This is a genomic window from Maribacter algarum (ex Zhang et al. 2020) (assembly GCF_005885635.1).
Taxonomy (GTDB): Bacteria; Bacteroidota; Bacteroidia; order Flavobacteriales; family Flavobacteriaceae; genus Maribacter_C; species Maribacter_C algarum.
Map to the genome: position 1 here is coordinate 174,432 of NZ_VATY01000005.1, position 16,072 is coordinate 190,503.

At 38.9% G+C, this 16,072-nt stretch carries 15 protein-coding genes; 3 read left to right on the top strand and 12 right to left on the bottom strand.

Going from position 1 to position 16,072, the window contains the following annotated elements; all coding sequences use genetic code 11:
- Positions 1–116 precede the first annotated feature (116 nt).
- The 8 genes from FEE95_RS19645 to FEE95_RS19680 all read right to left on the bottom strand — a co-directional run bounded on the left by FEE95_RS19645 (position 117) and on the right by FEE95_RS19680 (position 8,841).
- Positions 117–1,583 (bottom strand): Gfo/Idh/MocA family protein, encoded by a 1,467-nt coding sequence (locus FEE95_RS19645; RefSeq protein ID WP_138659741.1) that lies wholly within the window; start codon positions 1,581–1,583, stop codon positions 117–119.
- Positions 1,584–1,875: 292 nt separating this feature from the next.
- Positions 1,876–2,895: a pepsin/retropepsin-like aspartic protease family protein gene (locus FEE95_RS19650; RefSeq protein ID WP_138659742.1), complete on the bottom strand. Its 1,020-nt coding sequence runs from the start codon at positions 2,893–2,895 to the stop codon at positions 1,876–1,878.
- 99 nt (positions 2,896–2,994) lie between these two features.
- Positions 2,995–3,555, bottom strand: a complete 561-nt coding sequence (locus FEE95_RS19655) for a magnetosome magnetite crystal formation protein family (protein WP_138659743.1) — start codon at positions 3,553–3,555, stop codon at positions 2,995–2,997.
- A 60-nt stretch (positions 3,556–3,615) separates the two neighbouring features.
- Complete coding sequence (locus FEE95_RS19660; RefSeq protein ID WP_138659744.1) at positions 3,616–5,235, bottom strand: family 20 glycosylhydrolase; 1,620 nt, start codon at positions 5,233–5,235, stop codon at positions 3,616–3,618.
- Between the two features lie 45 nt (positions 5,236–5,280).
- Entirely contained in the window at positions 5,281–5,925 is a 645-nt protein-coding gene (locus tag FEE95_RS19665; RefSeq protein WP_138659745.1) for a GDSL-type esterase/lipase family protein, read from the bottom strand.
- 1 nt (position 5,926) lies between these two features.
- Positions 5,927–6,808 (bottom strand): alpha/beta hydrolase, encoded by an 882-nt coding sequence (locus FEE95_RS19670; RefSeq protein ID WP_138659746.1) that lies wholly within the window; start codon positions 6,806–6,808, stop codon positions 5,927–5,929.
- A 17-nt stretch (positions 6,809–6,825) separates the two neighbouring features.
- The gene (locus tag FEE95_RS19675; protein ID WP_138659747.1) at positions 6,826–7,554 is read right to left on the bottom strand and encodes an MIP/aquaporin family protein; all 729 of its coding nucleotides are present in this window, start codon (positions 7,552–7,554) and stop codon (positions 6,826–6,828) included.
- A gap of 48 nt (positions 7,555–7,602) precedes the next feature.
- Positions 7,603–8,841: a serine hydrolase domain-containing protein gene (locus tag FEE95_RS19680; protein ID WP_138659748.1), complete on the bottom strand. Its 1,239-nt coding sequence runs from the start codon at positions 8,839–8,841 to the stop codon at positions 7,603–7,605.
- 232 nt (positions 8,842–9,073) lie between these two features.
- Between FEE95_RS19680 and FEE95_RS19685 the strand changes: the two genes are divergently transcribed.
- The 3 genes from FEE95_RS19685 (at position 9,074) to FEE95_RS19695 (ending at position 12,365) form a co-directional block, all read left to right on the top strand.
- Positions 9,074–9,406: a DUF2853 family protein gene (locus tag FEE95_RS19685; RefSeq protein ID WP_138659749.1), complete on the top strand. Its 333-nt coding sequence runs from the start codon at positions 9,074–9,076 to the stop codon at positions 9,404–9,406.
- Positions 9,407–9,543: 137 nt separating this feature from the next.
- Positions 9,544–11,760 carry a DUF5916 domain-containing protein gene (locus FEE95_RS19690; protein ID WP_138659750.1) on the top strand — a complete coding sequence of 739 codons (2,217 nt, stop codon included), beginning with the start codon at positions 9,544–9,546 and terminating at the stop codon, positions 11,758–11,760.
- 23 nt (positions 11,761–11,783) lie between these two features.
- Positions 11,784–12,365: a 3-keto-disaccharide hydrolase gene (locus FEE95_RS19695; RefSeq protein WP_138659751.1), complete on the top strand. Its 582-nt coding sequence runs from the start codon at positions 11,784–11,786 to the stop codon at positions 12,363–12,365.
- 2 nt (positions 12,366–12,367) lie between these two features.
- Here the strand turns inward: FEE95_RS19695 and FEE95_RS19700 are convergent, their stop codons facing one another.
- The 4 genes from FEE95_RS19700 to FEE95_RS22255 are packed head-to-tail and all read right to left on the bottom strand — an operon-like array spanning position 12,368 to position 16,034.
- A complete protein-coding gene (locus tag FEE95_RS19700; protein WP_138659752.1) occupies positions 12,368–12,814 on the bottom strand; it encodes a YybH family protein in 447 nt (148 codons plus the stop codon).
- 16 nt (positions 12,815–12,830) lie between these two features.
- The gene (locus FEE95_RS19705) at positions 12,831–13,187 is read right to left on the bottom strand and encodes a DoxX family protein (protein ID WP_138659753.1); all 357 of its coding nucleotides are present in this window, start codon (positions 13,185–13,187) and stop codon (positions 12,831–12,833) included.
- 2 nt (positions 13,188–13,189) lie between these two features.
- On the bottom strand, positions 13,190–13,480 hold the full coding sequence (locus FEE95_RS19710) for a putative quinol monooxygenase (protein ID WP_138659754.1): 291 nt from the start codon (positions 13,478–13,480) through the stop codon (positions 13,190–13,192).
- A 52-nt stretch (positions 13,481–13,532) separates the two neighbouring features.
- Positions 13,533–16,034: a DUF2855 family protein gene (locus tag FEE95_RS22255; RefSeq protein WP_212748459.1), complete on the bottom strand. Its 2,502-nt coding sequence runs from the start codon at positions 16,032–16,034 to the stop codon at positions 13,533–13,535.
- Positions 16,035–16,072: the final 38 nt, after the last annotated feature.

Consider the following 16,072-nt stretch of genomic DNA (forward strand, 5'->3'; position numbering starts at 1 on the left):
AAAAACTCAGTCTACTAAACTGTCAGTTCGAGCGAAGTCGAGAACGTGCTTTTAAGTGAAATGCATCTCGACTTCGCTCGATGTGGCAGAAATAGAATAAGTTCAATCAACTAAATCTAAACTTTCCAACCATCTCTATAGGTTCTTCCAACAAATTGATTGGCTTCCTCTAGATTGGTGATTCTTGTATTTTCTCCATCCCATAAAAGTTTTTTACGGGCGAAGAATTCCATTTTACCTTTTTCGTCCTCACGGCGCAGCATATAACTTCTAATGGCCAAATTTCCCATAAGAACTGTTTCTGTCATTGGTCCTGCATAATCGAATGATGAGGTCAATGCCATATGTTCTTCACTACCAAAACCAGCTTTACATGCATCTACCCATTTGCGCTGATGCCCATATTCGGGTTCTTCCATAATTTCAACCTCTGGTCCGAAATCCGTAGTCCCATCATTTAGATAGAGTTTAGGTGTAAGTGGAGAGCTATCATTTATGTTTGTGGAAATAATTCCTTTCTCCCCGATGATTAAAACACCATTATAGCTACCTGGTCCTCCTATATCACTATTGGCAGGAATAATATCGGGATGCGAAGGTCGTATACCGCCATCGCTCCATGTCATTTCAATTGGGTTTTTAGTTTTCTCGGTCGCATCAAAATGTAGCGTGATAAATGACGAAGCCGGACAACCTTCAGGGTGATAATCGGCATTCCACATTTGAGAATAAACAGAACCCACACTGCACTCAGCATCGGTGGGATATTTTAGACCCAACGTTCTAAATGGAATGTCAATAAGGTGACAACCTACATCGCCTAAGGCGCCTGTACCATAATCCCACCAGCCTCTCCAGTTGAAGGGATGTATGTTTGGTGTAAAAGGTTTTGCTTCGTTAGGGCCTAACCATAAATCCCAATACAGGTCTTTTGGTTTTAAACTGGCATCGGCTTCAGGCATTTTTCCGCCTTGAGGCCATACAGGACGATTTGTCCAAACTTGTACTTTTGAAACGGCACCTATCGCGTCTGAATCTATCCATTTTTGAACCATACCCAACAACGGATTCGAGCCGCCTTGATTCCCCATTTGAGTAACAATCTTTTTTTCGCGGGCCATTTCAGTCAATATTCGTGCTTCACGAATATTATGGGTCATAGGTTTTTGCACATATACATGAATACCACGCTCCATGGCATAGGCCGCAGCGGGACCATGAATATGATCGGGGGTAGAAATAGTAACCGCATCAAGATTCTTTTCCTTATCCAGCATTACGCGGTAATCATTATAGAGCTTTGCCTTAGGAAAGTTTTCAACCGAACGTTTTGCCGAACCTGAAAAATCAACATCACATAGCGCCCGTACTTTTTCACGGCCATCGACCGAAGCATTTTTGATATCACTTGTTCCTTTTCCACCCGCACCAATGGCAGCTAGGTTGAGACGGTCGCTAGGCGCTAAAAACCCAGCCCCCCCAAGAACATGCCGTGGGACGATAAAAATGGAAGAAGCAATAGCTCCTTTTTTTAGAAATGATCTTCGAGAAGTTTTTGTTGGTTTCGATTTTTGATTCCTCATAACACTAGTGAATTTCAGTTGGTTGCTAATTCATTAAAGTTAAGGAAAATGAATTGAAGAAATAAATTGAGAACTTATGCCTTTAAGAGGGCTAACGGTCTCGGCTATGATTAGTACGGGAATAAAAGTGCGCTTTTGTTTCCGTTTAAGCGATTCGCCTAATCTTTTTGTTTGTTTTTATTTTTTCTATTTAAAAAGTCAGATCCAAAAGATTTTGCGGACCCTCTAAATATAGCCAAACTTAGGGCTAAGCACCAAAACCCGTATTAATTATAGCCATTATTAGCACACGTTATTCGCGAATTTGACTTTCAATAATAATAAATTCTTCCCTTTGAGTGTCAAGTATTAATGTATTTTGATCAAAAGGTCGATTACCTAGCCAACCACCAATTCGTGTAAATGGGGTGATAAATCTTTGATATTTTGCATACATATCAACATAGCTAATTCTTTTCAAATTGAGATTTGAGTTTCCAATTTCCATCATTCTGGTAGTACTTCTATGGCAAATGGGTATAGGGTCGCCAAATTTATTAGCGTTATATCTTATTTCTTCCTGATTTTCGTCCGTATAATTATCATAACGGTTTTTTGATGTGATTAAACCAAAGGTACTAGAACCCGAATCGTAAAATAATTCCAACTCTTGATCATTTATCCTTGCGGGTAGCATAATTCTTCTTCCTTTAAATTCGAAGGTATTAAAATCACCTAGACTATTCATCCATTTAGGACGTTCATCGTAGCTCCGTATAAACTGATTTTTAAAATCAATTAGGGTTATTTTTTTATCCAGAAAATCGGCGCCAAGTGTTCCTAAATTTACTGCTTTAATTGTATCGTTTATATCAAATGAATCTCCATAACCCTCTAATAATTCTAACATCGACGCATGTATTTCATTACCACCTAGTGTGATATTGAGACTATCTAGATAAAGGTTTTCATCTTTAGAAATCGTGCTAAAATCCTTTTTAATAAGCTTTAGTGATCTTAAAGTATTGCCATAGATAATTGTAGTTGGAGCACCAGTATCGAATTGAAAATAAAAGTTATGAGGAATACCTTTTATTTTTAATGGTACTCTTATTGCCACTTTAGTTTCAAAATAGTCCCCAACAGAATCATTTGCCCATTCGAAAGAGATAGGCTTCGGCTGGGAAGTGTATACAAGATAATTTGGAGTTTCTTTAAATAATGAATTGTTGAATTTGCGCATTCCAACATATCCTGCTGCTGCACTAAGGGTAAGTAATACTAGCAACGTGTAGCCTGTTCTTTTTAATAGTTTCTTATAGGTAATACTCATGTCGTATGTTTTAACATAGACAACAAATAAAACAAAAAATGAAACCGAAAATTCTATAAATATATCGTCAATTTTACGACAATTGACTTCTAACCAGAACTATAAAAACCGAATAGGTGGATTTAATACCGCAAAACTATTACGTTGCAGAGCCCGTGCATTTTTTACTATTATTATTAAATTTATAAGTATTGCGATTGATAAAATAACCAAACTTAAGGGTAAAGAAGATGCAATTACTATATTCATTAAAGGAGACAGGCATAGTAATAAACACAATACTATAGACCAAAGAATTTGAATGTTAATAATCCTTCTCCCAGCTTCATCTACAATCTTTGAGTTCCGTTTGTTCTTCCACATTAAAAAAGGTAGAATTATGTTACCAAAAGGCAATCCTAAAAATGCTAAAACGGATAGATTGATGTATTTAATTGATAAGTTATCTATCGCTTCGCGTTTTTGAATAGAATTAAATTTTTTGAGAAGAACTATAGGTTCTAAATTAAAAACTTCCGAAAGTACTTTTAAGGTATGCCCTATAGGAGCTTTGTCGCTCACATCCAGACGTTGAATGGTTCTTAAAGATAAGCCAGTCTTTTTTGACAGTTCCATTTGAGTAAAGCCATTTTTTTTTCGAATTTGTTTAAAAATGCTCATAATTTATCTAATGTGTGCTAACAATTGAATATGGTTATTAACTATATCCTACTTTTAAAATCAATCTTTCTCAATCTCTTTATAAGAATACTTACTCTTCTTCCAATCAATTAAGGGCGAGGGATAATACTTCACATTCATTCGATCAAGAAAAGGCGCTTGATTCGCCAAACGTACTTTGTAGTTTTCCCAATCACGATTTTCTTGGGTTGTCCAACTAAGTTCAGAGTAGCCAATAGCTCGTGGAAATGCCAAGTATTCTAATTCTCCAATATCACTTATGGTCTCTGACCATAAAGGTGCTTCAATACCTAGAATATTCTCCATCGGTATGCCTTCATATTCCTCAGGTGTCCAAACATAGGCGGTGTCAGTTGGAATATAAGCCGCCCAATGCAAACCATGTTTTGATAGGGTGTCGTATTGCATATCGAGATAGGCTTTCTTCGCTGGAGACATAATAATCTTCATACCTTTTGCAACAGCATCCAAAGCATTTTTCTTGCCTGCCCAAAACTGCGAAATCGAAGTGGAATCGATATCGGCCTGCCCAATTTCATCCCAGCCAATCATTCTCTTGCCGTGCTTCTGCACAATTTTTTCAACCTTTTCTACGAAGTAGATATAATCTGCCTTTTTAGTTACATGACTTTCATCACCACCAATATGAAAATAGGGTCCGGGAGTTATGGCCGAAATTTCTCTTATCACATCATCTAAAAAGGAATATAAGGTATCCTTTCGTGTAGCAAAAGTACTTTTGCCTACTTCGGTTCCTTCATAGAGTTCGGGCTTAATACCATTTCCATTAAAGACAGGGTAAGAGACCGAAGCTGCATTGGTGTGGCCCGGCATATCAACTTCTGGAACAATGGTAATATGACGTTCTGCGGCATAGGCTACGATGTCTTTGTATTCTTCTTGAGTATAGAACCCGCCTGCTTCACCGCCGACTTCTGTGCTTCCACCGACTTCGGTTAAAAGGGGCCATGATTTGATTTCGATACGCCAACCTTGATCATCTGTTAGGTGTAAATGCAGAACATTGTATTTGTAGTAGGCGAGTAGGTCAATGTATTTTTTGACATCTTCAACACTAAAGAAATGTCGGGCAACATCCAGCATCGAGCCACGATATTCGAATTGTGGGTTATCCATAATTTTTCCTGTCGGAATTGCCCAAACCGGATTGGTAGTCAAGGTATCATTGCTCGTTTCAGGAATAATTTGCCGTATCGTTTGAATGCCTCTAAAAGCACCTGCAGCTGTATTTGAATTCAGAATAATAGAATCTTGTGTAATATAGAGCTGATACGCTTCCGGTCCGTCCAAGTCAGTACTTTCAGATTGATTGATATAGATGACCGTCTCCATATTCGGAATTTCAGCCACATTCACTTGAAGGTCTAAATCGGTTTTGGCTTTTATTTTTTTTGCCAAAAATTTTCCGACGTCTTCAAATCCGACCGCATTTTCAGAAGTATATATTGCGGTGAATTCATCTAGAGCAAATCCCGTATTAGTAGGAATGACTTTCAATGGCTTGGGAATCATGTTCTCCGCAGCCAAATCAGTCTTTGGAAAGTTGATGACCCGTTTCTTTTTGTGCTCTGTGCAAGAGCTGAAAGCGATAATGGTTAAAATAACCAATAGACTTTTTGTGAATGTTGAATTCCTCATTTCTTTTCGATGGATAGTTTGTTGATGCGTTTATTTGATTGATTTTTATTCCAAAAAAGACTTAATTGCATTGTACCAAATAGCATAGCCTTTGGCATTCATATGTAAACCATCTTCGATAAAAATATCTTGTTTTACTTTTCTTCCGTTAAGCATGGGTTTCCAAACATCTACAAACAGAATATCCGCATCTTTTCTGCTCATCTTTTTGAACTTGCGATTTAGGCGTTTGTAATCGCGTTTTAGATTCCATCTTGCGATACTTGGTTTTGCCGCAATCAAGACTATTTTAACTGATTGATTTTGTTCCCTTATTTTACTGATAATTTGCGAGATGTCTGAAAGAATAACCTTAACATCTTTTCCTGCGGAAATATCATTGTCCCCCTCATAAATAAAAACCTTTTTGGGTTTGTATTGTAATATCAGTTCATCGGTATAGGCCAACAAATCAGACGCTTGTGAACCTCCAAAACCGGCATTTACAATTTGATGCTTCGGAAATTTTTCTTGGAGATCGTGCCAAATACGAACACTCGAACTGCCGGCGAATACTGTCGTTTCTTTTGAAGTGTCTAAAAGCGTATCATATTTTTTTTGAATGGCTTCTATCTCATTAGCAAAACGATTAGCCTCTTGCCCTCGAGCAAAAATTGATACCAGTAAAAAGATAAGGAGTACTTTTTTCATATTACTCAGCTGCAGATGGAATTATAATACTTTGTGCTATCGCCCATTCGTGAAAACGCTTGATCCAATCATCTGAAGGCAAACCTTGATTTTTCATTCCGTAACCGTGTCCACCTTTTGCGTACATCTGTAGTGCTACTGGTTTATTTGCTTTTAACCAGGAGGAATATAATTCAACGCTTCCAGTGGCCAATCCAAGCGGATCATCACTTGAACAAATCACTAGCATTGGTGGTGCATCTTTGGGAGCTTCCTGAACAGGCATTACCAAGGTCCATGGATATACGGGTACCAAAAAGTCCGGTCGATTCGTTTTATCATAGTTGTAGGCAACCCCCATGGTAACGGCGCCTCCAGCGGAGAATCCCATAAAACCAATTTTACTTGGATCGAGTTTGTAGCTGTCCGCATTTTCTCGAACGTATTTTATCGCCGCCAGACCATCTGCGTAGGAGTAGGGGAGTACTGGAGCGACGCGCTCAAATATCAGCGCAGGATTGGAAGCACCTTCGTCGGTAATTTCTTGTACGCCATCTTCCCCGGTTGGGACCAATCTGTATTTTAAAACAAAAGCAGTGACACCTTGTTCGTTTAACCATTGGGCAACATCGGTTCCTTCACTTTTAATGCTTAAAGCATAAAGCCCTCCACCTGGTGCAACAACAACTGATACGCCATTCGGATTTTCTGGACGAAAGACTTCCATGGTAGGAACAGATACATTTGTCACTACATCATTCTGCCAGATTTTGGAGAAATATGCTTTTTCGCCCCCTTCCCAGGTCGTGCCAGTCGCTTTTTCATGGGGTATTTGAACTATTTCTTGAGCGGTTGCAAAATTGCCAGCGCTAACGCATAGCAATAAGATGATGATTCTTTTCATTATTTTGATTTTATTTTCTAATACATTTCTATCCAAAGATATACTAAAGCTGCTACCACTCCACCTGCGATTGGTCCGAAAACGGGAATCCAGGCATACCACCATGCACTGCTTCCTTTTCCTTTTATAGGTAACAAGGCATGCATGATGCGTGGTCCTAAGTCACGTGCTGGATTAATTGCATAGCCCGTTGGACCTCCCAAACTAATACCGATTCCTAGAACTAAAAGGGCTACTGGCAAAGCATCTAAAGAACCTAAGGATATGGGTTCGTCCGACATACTACCTCCAGCGATATAAAAAATAGCCAATACGAAGGCAAAAGTTGCGATGAACTCCGTCATAAAATTCCAAAACGGATTTTTGATTGCGGGTGTATTGGCAAAACTGGCAAGAATAGCTCCTTGGTCCTCTGTAGCATCGTAATGCTTTTTATAGGTCAACCAAACCAATGTTGTTCCTAACATCGCCCCAATAAACTGTGCGATAATGTATCCAGGTACAAGTGCCCAACTGAACTTTCCCGCCGTAGCAAACCCCAATGTGACTGCGGGGTTTAAATGTGCTCCGCTGACATCCGCGGAGACAAAAACACCCACAAAAACCGCCACCGCCCAACCAATGGTGATACCCACCCAACCGGTGTCTCCACCCTTGGTGTCTTTTAGCAATGCGTTTGCAACGATACCGTTACCTAAAAGTATCAATAAGGCTGTTCCTATTATTTCAAATACGTACGCTTCCATTTTTGTTGGTTGTTTAGGGGCTTGAAGATATAAAAAAACGTCAAGAATTTATTCGGTTAGGGATTGATAGATGAACTGTTGGAATTTGTTAGCATAATAACCACTATACGGTTGAATTTGCGTCATTAAAATGGCAATCAATTCTTCCTTTGGGTCAATAAAAAAGTAGGTACTATAAGCTCCGCCCCAATAGTAACGTCCAACGGACCCTAAACTTTTGCTAGCAGCAACATCAGTAGTTACTCCAAAACCCAGTCCGAAACCTTGCCCAGGACCTTGGGATAAATCTCCAATTTGATTCATGGTCATGAGTTCCAAAGTTTTAGGGCTTAAGAATTGTTGGCCATTCAATTTACCATTGTTCAAAAGCATTTGGCAAAATTTCATATAATCTGGCGCCGTTGAAAAAAGGCCATGCGTTCCTCCATAGACCGTATTCCCCTCTATAGGAAGCTGTTGTTCTGAGTTGGCCATTTTACCTTCCTTATTGTAATTGTGAACTGGGCCCCATCTTTTTTGGTTTTCCTTCGTAATGTTATAACCAGTATCTTTCATTCCTAATGGATTGAAAATTCGCTCTTGCAAAAAATCAGCAACATTTACTCCTGAGAAATGTTCAATCAGTAAGGCAAGAATATCAGGTGATGCACTATAATACCATTGCTCTCCCGGATGACCTACCAAGGGCAAACTTGCCAAAGTATTTACCCTACTTTCAATGTCTTTTTGAGGTTCAAAGTATAGCGCTTTTGCAATTGCATTATCAAGTTCGGTTCCGGCAAGCCCATGTGAAAAACCTGCAGTATGTGTCAAAACATGATGAATGGTAATCTCCTTGTTCGCAGGTTCGGTTTCTCCATTTAAACCAGCATTTAAGTCTTTTGCGACTTTCAAGTCTTTGAACTGAGGCAAGTATTTCGAAACTGGATCTGAAAGGAAAAAATGCCCTTCCTCATAGAGCATCATGAAAGCAACGGTAACTATGGGTTTGGTCATTGACATCAAATGTAAAATTTGATCTTCCTGCATTGGGGTCATGTCCTTTAAACTGCTATAGCCGTATGCGCCATTATGTACCAATTGTCCATTTATCATGATATAAGAGACAGCTCCCGGAATTTTTCCATCCGCAATTTCCTTTTTTAAAAATGCTTCGTATTTGCCTAACCTTTCGACTGAAACTGTTGGTGGATGGGTTCCAGATTTGGAAACCATCTGCGCGTTTAAACCATCACAACTGAAAAAGAGGAGAATGCATAGTATGAAGAAAAGGTCTTTTTTGGTCATCTTAATATTTTTTACATGTTGGTTATTGCTGGTAGAGGTCTAATTACACAAGATAAGCACTTTTTAAATTAATTTAGATGAAACTCCCATATTTTCAGGCGGACAACGGGTCGAAAATTATAAAATAACCATATTTTCACGGCAGTTTCTGTTTTTTTGTTAAAGAAATTTTTACCTTACAGTTCTGATTTAATATAAACACTGATTTCTAAACATTTTAAAACAAAGTACCATGAGCGACAGAGATGAAAAATTAGCGGCATTAAAAGCAACTGCTGTATCACAACTTAATGAGTGTGGTGTATCTAACATCAACCACGATCAACTTGACGGTTATGTAAATAGCTTAAAGTCTATGGTAGATAATAAAGATGCCACCTTGGTTTCTGGCAGTGACCAATCTGAATTGGAAACTGTTTGCAGAAACTTCGTTGCCAAAAAGTTAGGTGTAGAAGATAAAGACAAGGCAATGGCGGCTGTCAATAAAGTTGCTGATAAAATGTCAGGTATTCGTATGAAGAGCAGACCTGCATTTTACTATTTAGTTGCTAGCGAATTAAGCTAATCGACCGAAACTACAACTAGTTTCAAATGAAATATAAAAAAGGCCTTCAGTATTGAAGGTTTTTTTTGTTTATCTAAAACGCTGTATTTTTAACTTGACGCGCCTTTAGGGAATTTTATAAACCAACCGACTATTTCATGCACCATCACAGAAGTATTTTTATTTTCTTCCTTTTTGCGGGATGCTCTTTTTTTTCTTTTGCCCAAGAACAAGTCAGTACCTCTGATTTAAAATCGAGACCAACAGCTGCAGCAGTGGCCTTGGAAAATGCTCCTTCGATAGATGGAGATGTTATAGATGACGTAATTTGGAAGGCAATAGAACCGATAGGGAAATTGAGTCAGGCACAACCCAATTTTGGGCAAACGCCAACCGAAAAAACAGACATTCGGGTAGCCTACACGCCAGAAGTCTTCTATGTTTCTGTAGTCTGCTACGATTCGAGTCCGAGCAGTTTGGTAGTTTCTGATGCACGAAGAGATGCAAATCTTGATAATACGGATGCGTTCTTGTTTATTTTGGATACCTATAAAGATGGGCAGAACGGATTCATTTTCGGAACGAATTCCTTAGGTGTTGAGTATGACGCTCAGGTAGATAATGAGGGCCAAGGAAATTTCAATCAGAATAGACAGCAAGGCGGAACCATCGGTGGATTTAACCTTAACTGGGATGGTGCCTGGGAGGTGCAAACCAAAGTTGGTGATTTTGGCTGGAGTGCTGAATTTGCTATTCCTTTGCGAACCTTACGCTTTCAATCAGGTAAGGATTGGGGAATCAATTTCAGACGGAATATTCGAAAAAGTAATGAAATTGCATTTTGGGCCGAAATGCCTGTAGGGCTTGATTTGAAGAGACTTTCGCTTGCTGGTACCTTAACAAACTTAGATTTGCGCAGCCCTGGTAATTTAAAGTTGATTCCCTACGCGCTCACTCGGTTCGATTCAGATTATACTTTGCCGGAAACCGTAAATGATACCAATTTCGAATTTGGAGGCGATATCAAATATAGTATCACGCCAAGTTTAACACTTGACCTCACGTATAATACTGATTTCGCTCAAGTTGAAGTTGATGACCAACAGGTGAACTTAGATCGCTTTAATTTGTTTTTTCCCGAAAAACGACCCTTCTTTTTAGAAAATGCCGGATTGTTCAGTGTTGGTAGCCCAGGAGAAGTAGACCTCTTTTTTAGTCGTCGGATTGGTATTGGTGACAATGGAAATGTAGTTCCTATCATTGGAGGTGCCCGATTATCCGGAAAGTTGAATCGTACCAATGTGGGATTGCTTAGTATGTGGACTGAAGATGTAAGTGATAAAGGAATTGAAGAAAACAATTTTACTGTAGCTAGGGTTAATCATGAGTTCAAAGGGCGTTCTGCTCTAGGTGCAGTTTTTATAAACCGGGAAGGTTTGCAATCTGATAATAACTACAATCGAACCTTTGCTTTGGATGGAAAGTTAGGATTGGGAAGAAAAGCACGAATGTCGGGATTCTATGCGCAAACCAAAGATCCAGATAATCGGAATAATGCGCATTCTTTTAAGTTTCAAACCACATATAATTGGAATAATTTGGAAATGCGTGCAGGTTATACCGAGGTAGGAGAGGGCTTTAACCCTGAAGTTGGTTTCTTACTGCGATCATCCTTTAAAAAGCCTGAAGGTTTGATTTTGTACCATTTACGCCCTAAAAAACCGGATGCTAAAATTTTGGAGTATCGTCCACATATATCCTATAGAGGATATTGGAATTTTGACGGATTTCAAGAAACGGGTTTCTTGCATTTAGATAACCATTTTGAATGGAAGAGCGGCAACGAATTACACACGGGGGTAAATATTACCAAGGAGGGCGTTGTAAATCCTTTTGACATTTCCAGGGGGAGAAATGTAATTGTGGATGCAGGCGTTTACGATCATGCGGAATCACAAATTATATTTTTCACAAATCAAAGCAAGCCGTTTTCGGTCAACCTGCGATCTGTTATTGGAGGTTCTTTCGGAGGCACACGATATATAGAGACCATAACGGGTAGATACAGAGCGGGTGATCGGTTTAACATCGACGCTACTTTTCAGTATAATAATTTTCAGTTGCCAAATGGAGATTTTACAGCGAATATTTTGAGTACGCGTTTGTCATATGCTTTTAAACCTAATATTTACTTACAAGGTTTGATTCAGCACAACACCTCTGACAAACTTTGGGCGGCCAATGTCCGTTTCGGATGGCTTCAGCAAGCAAATACGGGTCTTTTCGTAGTTTGGAATTATAACCTGCAAGATGGTGACCCATTGAATAATAGTTTTATCATCAAGTATACCCGAATCTTTGATTTGGTAAAATAAGGGTTTAATAAAATGAATTTGGAATGAAAAAAGTGGTTACGTTTATCAGCATATTTTTCTTAGTTGTTTTGGTTTCATCTTGTGCCGAAAAAACTGCTCCGCCGGAAGTTTTATTTCAAAAGGAATCAAAAGATTGGTTTAGCGAGGGGCATGCGGAATGGAAATACGTCAAGAATGAATTGATAGGAAGTTTAGATAGTGGTTCAGGATTCGTAATGACCAATAAGTCCTACTCCAATTTTGTACTGGAACTGGAATTCAAACCAGATAGCGCCATAAACTCTGGAATTTTTATCCGTTGCAAGGAGAATGTTATTTCAAATACAGACTGCTATGAAATCAATATCTGGGATTTGCACCCCAATCAGGACAATCGCACTGGATCAGTGGTAACTCGATCAAAACCTTTGGAAAAGGTTGAAACCCTAGATAAATGGAATAGCTATAAAATTAGGAATGACAAAGATCATCTTCAAGTATGGGTCAATGATATAATGACCATAGATATTAAAAATAAAGACCTTAGTGATGGGCCGATAGGGTTACAAGCCGCAGCATCTGGGAAGATTTTATTTCGGAATGTGAGGCTTACTCCTTTAGAATGAGTTTAATCCCATACAAATTTCCAACTTCCGTCGGGTTGTCTTTTCCAAACCGTGTGGAATGTGCCCGTATTTTCTTTCTTTGTGCCGTTTGAATCTACAGTAGTAAAAACATATCCACCATAGGTGTAGGCCATATCGCCGGAACTACTTACGTCAATAAAATCAGGCTGCCAGGTCAGGGTTTCTCCTGGTCTGCTATCATTTCGATACCAATCACCAATCGCTTTTGGCCCTTGAATTACTTTACCACCCTTTCGAATTACGCCTGTTGGCGCTGCGAATTTTTCGAATGCAACGGCAAGGCCCTTTTCTTGTGCCAAATCATTAAACTCCTGTTCGACCGCCTTAATTTCGGACTTCCATTTTTCCATTTCATGAGTTGCGGTACGCTCTTTACAATTGCTTAAGAATAGCAATACACAAAATAAGAAGGCAACGATTTTTTTCATGATTGTGAATTAAAGGTCAATCAGCTGAAATTTTATGCAAATAAATATTTGAGATAACCAGCAAGGCCACTAAAACCATATTGATCATGGTTATAAAAAAGGGGTCTTTATGTGCCGTATGTGCAATGATGGCTGTCAGGAAAAAGAGTGCGATACCTACATAGGCCCATTCTTTTACTTGAAGAGGTATTTGCGGAACTAGAATTAGAACCACCGCAATCACTTTTAAAATGGCTAATTGAACCCTGAAATGATCGGGGAAGCCCAGATTGCGCACACCGTCAATTGTACCTTTGCTAAATAAATAGGTATACGAACTCCAAAGAAGAAAAAGTGATAGTATTCCAGTAGTTGTCCAATAGATTGTTTTCATAATTATCCGATATGGGTCAATTCTTGAAGTGTAAATTTTTCCACAGAACCTTCCGTAGCTTTTAAGTATTCTGCGATATGTGGGCTGGCCAAATGTTTTTCCAATAGTGTTTTACTCTCCCAATTTTCATGGAAAACGAAAAGGTTCGGATTTTCATTATCCTGATGTAGGTCGTAGTTTATGCAGCCTTCTTCCACTCTTGTTGGCGCAATAAGTTTTAAAAGTTCGCTTTTTACCAGTTCTCTTTTTTCGTTTTTTGCTAGTATACTAGCGATAAGTGTTAGTTTACTCATGATTCTATTTGGAATAAAGTGATGTTATTTTTTGTGGTGAAATTTTTCTTGTCTACGACAGGTTAACAATCAACCCCTCATCAGGAGGCAAAACACCGGCACAAACCAGTGGATGTAATGCAACCAGTTCATGCAAGCCATTTAGTTGTTTAAATTTAAGCCAACTTTTCGTTTTTGCCGTGGTCTTCATGAGAAAGCTTGTCGTTTTTTGGTCAAAACGTTCCGCTCCCCATTCTTTCATTCGTTTTTGAATATGTCCCGGGGCAAAGAAAAATTTGCTTCGCTCTGAAATGATTCCTTCTTTGGGTTTCGCATTCGCCCAGTGTGTTAATCCCACGTTACTTGTAAATTTCATTTGGTCACCTAAATGCGTATGTAGCGCAGCCAATACATCTTGATTCCCCGACATATCAACAATTACAGTTGGTATCCTGGAATCAATACTAGTAACTTCTTTATAAGTCAAACAGTGGTTGTAGATATTTAAATTCTTGACGGTTTCTAAATTCCTTCGAGAGGTCACACCAATGACATTAGGGGCATTTTCATCGGATTTCAATGCATACCCTAATCCTGTACTTGTTTTACTACTCGCACTGAGAATAATTAGCTGTTTCGCACCATACCATTCCTTTTCCTGTAAGGCGTCCCATAAACAAAAAGAAGTCAGATGCAGCGGAAATAACAGCATACGTTCTCTATCATTTTGTGAATTGTAGTTTTTCTCATTATGTACCCTTCGATAAATATTATAACCAACAGGCAATTCTGAACGATGAGGTGAACCATCTATGAACCTTTTTTCCTTACAACCCACAGGTTTCATCTTTAGATATTTTGCTGGGGGGAAATATCCAAATAAACGGTCCCCTATAGGAATTTCATCCGTTTTGGATTCAACAACAGATGCAAATCCCCAAACAGGAATCACCCCCCAACCATCTGTATTTTCTCCCACTGGTGGAAAGAATTGCCAATAGCCTATCGTATCACCAGCAACGGCATAGGTGATATTATTAGCAGTATAGGCGAACTTTTCGACCTTCACTAATACATCGCCTTCATCCAGTTTGAGTTCAGAAGATGGTGTTTCCACAATACGATTTCTAATAAAAATATTTTGGTTTACCTGAAACTGTGGATTTTCAATTTCAGAATTCTCTATTTCATCTAGCTTTGAAATAAATTGTTCGAGCCGCATCATTGCAGGCATCGAGGCACTGCGCATTCTTTTTAAAAGAGCCATTTTATCGGCATCCTTTTTATCCACATTGTTTACTAGTCTACCAAAACCATTCAGACGATTCGTAACTAACCACTTTCGGAGATCTTTATCCTTCGACCATATAAATTGGTTGGTCAATTGAGCGGACAACATTTTTATCCAATCGGTATCATGGTTTGGGAGAAGCACTACTTGACAAAGCGTATTCTTTGTTTTGTCATCTCCATAATGTGCTTCGACATAGGCTATAACCGATGCACTAAAAACAGGTTGGTATGAGCGAACGGTTTGTGGCGTTATCAAGCCATCTTCAAATATGGGACGAATGTCGTGTTGCGTAATTGCGGTTGCCGAGCAATCTATATGAATATGGCCTGTAGAAGTTGGAATGGCCCCCCTATCCATGATAATTTGATTTGTTTCCAAACGTTGAACCCTTCCCAGACGAATTATGTTCCTGATTTTTCTAAGTTCTACCAATTCCAATTGGCTAACTGTTGCCCCATGAAACATAGTTGGCCGAATATTTTTATCCAAACGTAAGAATACGCCGGCTTCTGCAAGGTTATAAAATAAATCAGGAATTGAGTTCGCCCTAGGAATTACCTCTAATTGTGCCGCCATTGAACCAATTGAAGTTTCAAAAAATTCATCTGTAGGCTGAGTGTTTTTACGGTCAAGTAGCCATGCATCTCTTGAGACAATCCAAGTGATATCGTTTGGATTAACCTGTTTTTCTAAAAGCCAAAGACAAGCATCTATACCTGTTTTACCACCTCCAATAACTACATAACCTTTTGGAGCGTTCTCAACTTTGGGTAGATCATTTAATGGCATAAATTGTACACCATCTTCAATTGCAAAATTAGGGGTGTGAGTTGCAGGAACGCTTGTTCCTAAGATTGTAGTGTCGACTACTTTCTTATTCACCTTTACCAGTTGTTTCTCACCTGTTTCAAAGGATTCAAACTCACGATTGCCTTTGTAATTACAGTTAGGAAAGTATTTTACCCTTCCTGAGGACAGGAAAGTATTCTGCATGACGTCTTCATAATAGGCATTTATTTCTGAGCCTTTTGCCAGGCTATACAATCCCTTGTTGGTACCTGTCTCATCCTTACGACCGTTGCTTAATTCTTTTGAGCTTACGCCATAGAATTGTGAAGGCTGGTGCAAGGTTACAAAGGGATAGGCAACATTCCAATGCCCGCCAGGGTTTGCATAACGGTCTATCATAATGATATTGGCATCTGTTTCTGATAATAAAGTATCAACGAAGGCCATTCCGACCGCACCGCTACCAATGACTAAGTAATCCGTTTCTAGCATAAATTTTTTAAATTTTTTGGATTTCAACAAGATTCAAG

Excerpts from the sequence above, each read along its gene's own strand:
- FEE95_RS19645 (WP_138659741.1), bottom strand. The coding sequence starts at position 1,583 with ATGAGGAATCAAAAATCGAAACCAACAAAAACTTCTCGAAGATCATTT.
- FEE95_RS19650 (WP_138659742.1), bottom strand. The coding sequence starts at position 2,895 with ATGAGTATTACCTATAAGAAACTATTAAAAAGAACAGGCTACACGTTG.
- FEE95_RS19655 (WP_138659743.1), bottom strand. The coding sequence starts at position 3,555 with ATGAGCATTTTTAAACAAATTCGAAAAAAAAATGGCTTTACTCAAATG.
- FEE95_RS19660 (WP_138659744.1), bottom strand. The coding sequence starts at position 5,235 with ATGAGGAATTCAACATTCACAAAAAGTCTATTGGTTATTTTAACCATT.
- FEE95_RS19665 (WP_138659745.1), bottom strand. The coding sequence starts at position 5,925 with ATGAAAAAAGTACTCCTTATCTTTTTACTGGTATCAATTTTTGCTCGA.
- FEE95_RS19670 (WP_138659746.1), bottom strand. The coding sequence starts at position 6,808 with ATGAAAAGAATCATCATCTTATTGCTATGCGTTAGCGCTGGCAATTTT.
- FEE95_RS19675 (WP_138659747.1), bottom strand. The coding sequence starts at position 7,554 with ATGGAAGCGTACGTATTTGAAATAATAGGAACAGCCTTATTGATACTT.
- FEE95_RS19680 (WP_138659748.1), bottom strand. The coding sequence starts at position 8,841 with ATGACCAAAAAAGACCTTTTCTTCATACTATGCATTCTCCTCTTTTTC.
- FEE95_RS19685 (WP_138659749.1), top strand. The coding sequence starts at position 9,074 with ATGAGCGACAGAGATGAAAAATTAGCGGCATTAAAAGCAACTGCTGTA.
- FEE95_RS19690 (WP_138659750.1), top strand. The coding sequence starts at position 9,544 with ATGCACCATCACAGAAGTATTTTTATTTTCTTCCTTTTTGCGGGATGC.
- FEE95_RS19695 (WP_138659751.1), top strand. The coding sequence starts at position 11,784 with ATGAAAAAAGTGGTTACGTTTATCAGCATATTTTTCTTAGTTGTTTTG.
- FEE95_RS19700 (WP_138659752.1), bottom strand. The coding sequence starts at position 12,814 with ATGAAAAAAATCGTTGCCTTCTTATTTTGTGTATTGCTATTCTTAAGC.
- FEE95_RS19705 (WP_138659753.1), bottom strand. The coding sequence starts at position 13,187 with ATGAAAACAATCTATTGGACAACTACTGGAATACTATCACTTTTTCTT.
- FEE95_RS19710 (WP_138659754.1), bottom strand. The coding sequence starts at position 13,480 with ATGAGTAAACTAACACTTATCGCTAGTATACTAGCAAAAAACGAAAAA.
- FEE95_RS22255 (WP_212748459.1), bottom strand. The coding sequence starts at position 16,034 with ATGCTAGAAACGGATTACTTAGTCATTGGTAGCGGTGCGGTCGGAATG.